The following is a 6,536-nucleotide window of genomic DNA, read 5'->3' on the forward strand; positions in this document are numbered from 1 at the left end:
TCGCCGTCCCCGTTATTCCGTATCTAATTCCAGCACGATGCCGTCCTCTTGACTCCAGCCGAGCGCCAGCAGCCTGGGTTGCCGTCGCGCCGCCTGATTCGCCAGCAGCTGCTGGCTCAGTACAGGCAGAATCTGCTGGTTCAGTAAGCTGTCGATATTACGCGCCCCGGTATCCGGCAGCAGACAGGAGGAGGCCAGTTGATCGTAAAGACTGGCCCCGATCACCGTCTCCATACCGTAGTGTTCGCGCAGGCGGCGGCTCACTGCCGCCAGCTTCATTTCCACAATGAACCGCATCGCCTCCCACCCGAGAGGGCGATAAATTACCGTTTGGAAACGCGCCAGCAGCGCAGGCTGGAAGTGCTCCCGCAACAGCGGATACAGCAGTTCCTGCAGATCCAGATCCGTGGCCGCCGGCCTCTTTTCCAGCAGTTGTATAATGTGATCGCTTCCGAGATTAGCGGTCATCAGGATAATGGTGTTGCGAAAGTCGATTTCCCTGCCTTCCCCATCGCGCATAAAACCGCGATCGAACACCTGGTAAAAAAGGTTCATAACGTCGCGGTGCGCTTTTTCTACCTCGTCGAGCAGAACCAGACTATACGGACGTTTTCTGACGGCTTCCGTCAATACGCCGCCCTGGCCGAAGCCGACATAACCCGGCGGCGCCCCCTTAAGCTGAGAAACCGTATGCGGTTCCTGATACTCTGAGAGATTGATGGTAATAAGCGACTTTTCGCCGCCGAACAGCGCATCCGCCATCGCCAGCGCAGTTTCGGTCTTACCTGTGCCGCCAGGACCGGTCAGCAGAAATACGCCCTGCGGGCCATTTTCCGGCGTGAGCCCGGTTTTTGCCGCCCGCAACCGCTGCGCAATAGCCTTTAGCGTACCATCCTGGCCTACCACCCGCCTGGCGAGCATCTGTTCCATATTCAGCAGCTCGCTCTGCTCATCTTTCAGCAGGGAAGTGAGCGGTACGCCGGTCCAGTCAGCTACGACGGTAGCGACGGCCCGGGCATCCACATCCAGCGCCAGCAATGGCGTTAATCCCTGTTGCAATAGCAGCTGCTGTTGTAGTTGAGGTAACCGTTCACTGTCCGGACTTTCCCGGCGTAGCGCTATAATCTGCTGCATCAGCGCTTTTTCTTGTTGGTACTGATACTCCAGCTGATCCGCCTTTTGCTGGAGTTGATCCCGCTGGTCGGCGAGCTCTGCCAGTCGAGCCTGCGCGGATGCAGGATAAAACGCGCGATCCTTTTCAAGCGCCTTCTGCTCAATATCCAGCGCGGCCAGATGTCCCTGAAGCTGAGTTAACGGCTCCGGCAGGGTATCAAGACTCATCCGGACACGCGCCCCGGCAGTGTCCAGCAGATCTACCGCCTTGTCAGGCAGCTGGCGTCCGGACAGATAACGCCGCGACAGACGTACCGCGGCCTGAATGGCGCTATCCTGGATGTGTACCCCATGGTGCTCCGCGTAGCGGGTCTTCAGCCCGCGCAGCATCAGGCAGGCCGTGTCCTCATCAGGCTCGTCCACTTTGACCAATTGAAAACGGCGGTCCAGAGCGGCATCGCGCTCAAAATATTGTTTGTACTCGCTCCAGGTCGTCGCTGCGATAGTGCGTAGCTCACCGCGGGCCAAAGCAGGTTTCAGTAAATTAGCCGCATCTGCGCCGCCCGCAGGATTTCCCGCGCCGATGATAGTATGGGCTTCATCGATAAACAGCAGCACCGGCTCCGGCGATGCCTGCACCGCGTCGATGACGTTTTTTAGCCGCTGCTCGAATTCCCCCTTAACGCCAGCCCCTGCCTGTAGCAGCCCCAGATCCAGCGAGTGAATATGCACGGTTTTCAGGCTATCCGGCACGTTGCCATCTACAATACGCAGCGCCAGCCCTTCCACCAGCGCGGTTTTGCCGACGCCAGGCTCGCCCACAAGCAGCGAGTTGTTCTTGCGACGGCGCGACAGAATATCCACCATCTGGCGGATCTCAACATCTCGGCCGAACACCGGATCGATCTGGCCCATCCGGGCTTTTTCTGTAATATTCGCGGTGAAACGTTTAAGGACCGCTCGATGCGCATCATCTTGTCTATCATCCGCCGCAAGCGCAGAAGAATTTGCACTTATATCTTCCGCCAGCGGTTCGCCAGCCTGCCTTTGCCGTACCGGACACTCTTCCGACTGCTCGTCCAGTAGCGCGCGCAGCCGCCCTAACTGGACGCGACCCACGCTCAACAACACCCACAGATCGTCGCAAGCCAGCAGTTCGGGCTTCTCCGTCAGCGCCATCAGCAAGTGCTGACTACGGATCTGCGGCTCGTTGCTCTCCAGCGAAGCGAACAACCATGCCTGCGTCATCAGTGCCGTCAGGCGTTCAGAAAGCTGCGGACGCTCACGTACCGAGCGTGGAAGCGTTTCAAGATGCCCCAGCAACGCTTGCCAGAGAATCTCCATATCCCACTCATAGCGCCGGGCAACGACGGTGATATCCCCTTCTCCCTGTTCCAGCAGCTTCAACAACCAGTGCTCAATAGTAATCTCGGCGTGAGCGCGGGTCTGGCACAGCGATGCGGCGGCGTCTAGCGCGCGGGCGCAGAACGGGTTGAGGCGGCGTAGCAGTGCAGCTGGCTGGTTTACGGTCATAGATATCCCTTCTTCAATGTAGTGATTTTTCCTTTACTGAATCCTGTTCAGGCACGCTACCGCCCGTAGCCGTAACCCTGTGCCTGGCAGGTTTCTGTCAGAATGTGATAGGGTTTGCCCCACCGGAAGGACCGGCTTATCAGCAAATACGCATAAAAAAGCAGACAGTTGCCTGTCTGCCGCGGTTATCAGGCCGAAGGACGTTCATTCCATGCATCGGAATGAATGATGTTTCCGTCCTTGTAGGTCCAGGTAATCTTTTCGTAACGGAATTCGATACGCTCCAGATGATTGTGCCTCTCGCGCGCAGGATCCTTAATGTCGTGCATCAGCGGAGCCACTCTGACCAGCTTGACGTTATCCAGCGTAATGTTGAAATACTCAACTTCCTGACCGGCGTCATTTATCCGGTAAAACTTGAACTCTGCCGTTTTCAGAGTCTGACCCGTCGTGACGGCCTTGTAGAGATACGGGCTGGATACGTCGATTTCCTTAGTGAAGGTAAATGGCTTATGGGTACGGGTGCCGGTCAGTTTGCCGGTATTGTTATCCGTCGGGATATACACATCGTGGTCCAGCGCCACGACCTCAATGCTGCCCTCACGTCCCTGTACGTCTACGGAACCTTTGATATCCGCGCCACCGTCATCTTTCAGCCAAAGGTAAGCAGGTATTGCCATGAGAATTACTCTCCTTGTTAGTGTGATTGAGGTACCGCCGCCTCCGACGGTATGTTCTGCTCCGCGCCCACCGTATTCTCTTCCGCACGCGTATTCAGGTCGCAAGCAGAAGAGAGCCCATCTGATACTTCCGTACCATCAACGTATCGTTGGGGAAACACAGGCGCAGGAATGGCATCTTTAAGTTTTTTCAACGCCAGCACCGCGCTATCTAACGCCACAGCAGCCACTCCGATGGAGTGCAGATGGCGAGTTGAGCAATGCCATTTTTACTGAAGGTTTCCCAACGAAACGCCGCTGAGAGGAAGGTCGATCTCCTCAGCCCGCAGCAGACGAGAGGTTTTCATCGCGCCTGCGGCTTACGATTTAGCCTTCGGCATTTGCGATACCAGCGACAGGCTGATATCCATTCCTTCAATCTGAAAATGCGGCACGGCATAAAGCCTGATACGGAAGAAGCCCGGATTGTCCTCAATATCTTCCACAACCACTTTTCCATCGCGTAGCGGGTGCGATGCCTGAAGCGCATCACCAGGATCGGTCATTTCCGTCACCAGATTACGCAGCCAGGTATTAAGCTCCAGTTCCAGCAAACGTCGGTCTTTGGTGGTACCAATATTCTCGCGCTGAATAATCTTCAGATAGTGCGCAATTCGCGACAGCAGGAAGACATACGGCAGGCGGGCATTAATGCGGCTGTTAGCAGTGGCATCCGCCGTCTCATACAGCGCCGGTTTCTGTGCCGAGTTAGCCGAAAAGAAGCATGCGTAATCACGATTTTTGTAATAAGAGAGTGGAATAAATCCAAGGTTGGCAAATTCGAATTCACGGGTCTCCGGGATCATCACCTCCGAGGGGATCTTGATCTGATTGCCGGTACCGAGGTCGTAAAGATGGATCGGTAAATCGGTGACTGCTCCCCCCGCCTGCGGTCCACGAATTTGTACGCACCAGCCGTTGTTAACAAAGCTTTTCACCATATTCGCCGCAAAGGCGAATGACGCGTTGGTCCAGAGATATTTTTCGTGATCGGGCCCTTTCACCTCTTCCACATAGTTGAAACTGCGGACGGGAATCGTATCCGGGCCATACGGCAGACGGCCAAGTACACGGGGCATTACAAGACCGATATAGCGGGAATCATCAGTGTCGCGAAAACTTTTCCATTTGATATATTCGGCACGATCGAAATAACTACCGATATCTTTTATGGCAGCCACCTCTTCCATTGAGTTTTTAAGGAAGAATTCAGGTCCGACGGAACCAATAAACGGCATATGCGAAGCCGCGGCCACACGAGAGATATTACGCAGCAACGCGATGTCCTGCGGGCTGTTATCAAACTCATAGCTGGAAATCACTGAGGCTATTGGCTCGCCGCCGGGAGTGTCATATTCCTGCACATAAGTGTGGTGATAAAGCCCGCTCTGGACAATTTCCGGCGCATCATCAAAGTCCTGACGTAAGTCTTCCTTGCTGACATCCAGAAGCTCAATTTTGGTATTCTTTCGAGCGTCGGTTCGCTGGACGAGAAACCACAGGCCGCGCCAGAGCGATTCGAGCGCCTGAAAGACCGGATGGTGCATCACGGCATCCAGCTGCTGGCTGATTTTTCGATCCAGCTCGCTGATATGAAAATCCAGCAGTGATTTATCTAACCTTTCAACATTTTTTCCGGATTTCGCCACGCAGGAAAGCAGTACCTGAATGGCTGCAGAGACCCTCTCCTCCGTTGATGCTTCCGCCATTGCTTCACTATCTTGCCACTCTCCGAGTTGTTTCAGAGAAGAAACCGGCGTCAGGTGAATTTTTTTAAACAGAGACTGATAAACATTTTCTGTGGTCACAGCCTGCGCCTGCGCTACCGGTGCGTCATGTTCTTGTACAGACATCAGCATGCCCTCCTCTTCATTTCCTTGATGAACCGTATTTATTCCGGTCGTTGTCCATTACTTTTTTACGGTGCGAGTGCCGTTAGCTCTGCGCGTAGTTCACTACTCATCGCAGGATCTTTCATAATCTTTTCCAGTTCACGACGGAACTCGACGTTATCCAGCAAGTTGGATTTGAGATCGCGTAGTAAATTACGCATAGAAATCAATGCACGAAGCGATGGGATATTGCGAGCAACCTGTTCTGGTTCAAAATCTTTGACGCTACCAAAGTTAAGTTTAATATTTTCTACCCGGGCTTCTCCTGACAGAGTGCTTTCGACCAGCAAATCGACCGTAGGTAAGAGTTCAGCCATTACGTTATCAAAATTGTTTTTATTGATATTTATTTTATTTCTTTCAGATAAAGACCGTTGTTCTTTTCCGTTACTAAAATCGCCTACCGCAAGTAACTTTAACGGTAACTCGCTTTTCTTTCCCGCCCCGCCAGTGTGAAGATCCAATTGAAGATTAACTCGAGATTTTGGCACCTCATTTTGAAAACTATTACCCATATTACTCCTCCTCAGGATATATACCCACCAGACGGTGAGCAAAAACAAAATATCACCTCACTAATACAAATTGCAATAATTGAAGATAGACGCACTACGGTCTCGATTAATATTATACTTACAAAGAAGTCTTTATATCTCACAAAAAGCTCTCAACTAAAACAAACTTCAAAAACCTTCACAATTAAAAAATACCACTTAAAAAACAAAGGGATTAACTATGATTCATATGAATTTATAGTACTTCATCTCATTCTTAAAGTTCTTAAAATAAAATTCAATGCTAGCTGACCGCTCTGAAAAATATATTTTCACTCCATTAAATAATAACCATAAACGCTAATAAATGATAAAAATCACATTAATGAATCAGTTCATCATCGTAATATAATAAACATTTAAGCGAAATATATTCCCGGGATAGATATATCAAACGTTATTAAAATTTGAAAAGATAGTTTCATTTTAAATCATTCTGTATTAAATGAATAAAATGATGCAGCCTGATACCAAATAACAGCTTCGAGGACCGCGAATGTTCCGCCGGAAAGAGCTCCTGAAGCGGCGACAAAAAGTAAAAAGGCCGGAGAACATATCTGTGTTCTCCGGCCTTGCAAGCGGCGATCGTTGTACGATGACAGACACATTATGATTGGCTATCCGTCTGCCTGACAGACTGCCGGGTCTGTAATTTTTCAGCCCGCGTTAAGCGTTAAGCGTTAAGCGTTAAGCGTTAAGCGTTAAGCGTTAAGCGTTAAGCGTTA

4 protein-coding genes are annotated in these 6,536 nt (G+C 51.5%); all 4 read right to left on the bottom strand.

Annotated elements, in window-relative coordinates; translation table 11 throughout:
* Positions 1–12: 12 nt before the first annotated feature.
* Entirely contained in the window at positions 13–2,646 is a 2,634-nt protein-coding gene (gene tssH / locus ABLV12_RS06785; RefSeq protein ID WP_348866931.1) for a type VI secretion system ATPase TssH, read from the bottom strand.
* A gap of 188 nt (positions 2,647–2,834) precedes the next feature.
* Positions 2,835–3,326, bottom strand: a complete 492-nt coding sequence (locus ABLV12_RS06790; protein WP_004099111.1) for an Hcp family type VI secretion system effector — start codon at positions 3,324–3,326, stop codon at positions 2,835–2,837.
* A gap of 359 nt (positions 3,327–3,685) precedes the next feature.
* The gene (gene tssC, locus ABLV12_RS06795) at positions 3,686–5,218 is read right to left on the bottom strand and encodes a type VI secretion system contractile sheath large subunit (RefSeq protein WP_348866932.1); all 1,533 of its coding nucleotides are present in this window, start codon (positions 5,216–5,218) and stop codon (positions 3,686–3,688) included.
* 65 nt (positions 5,219–5,283) lie between these two features.
* Complete coding sequence (tssB, locus tag ABLV12_RS06800) at positions 5,284–5,772, bottom strand: type VI secretion system contractile sheath small subunit (protein WP_160887791.1); 489 nt, start codon at positions 5,770–5,772, stop codon at positions 5,284–5,286.
* Positions 5,773–6,536: the final 764 nt, after the last annotated feature.

The sequence above is a fragment of the Klebsiella sp. CN_Kp100 genome (genome assembly GCF_040065315.1).
GTDB classification, from domain to species: domain Bacteria; phylum Pseudomonadota; class Gammaproteobacteria; order Enterobacterales; family Enterobacteriaceae; genus Klebsiella; species Klebsiella oxytoca.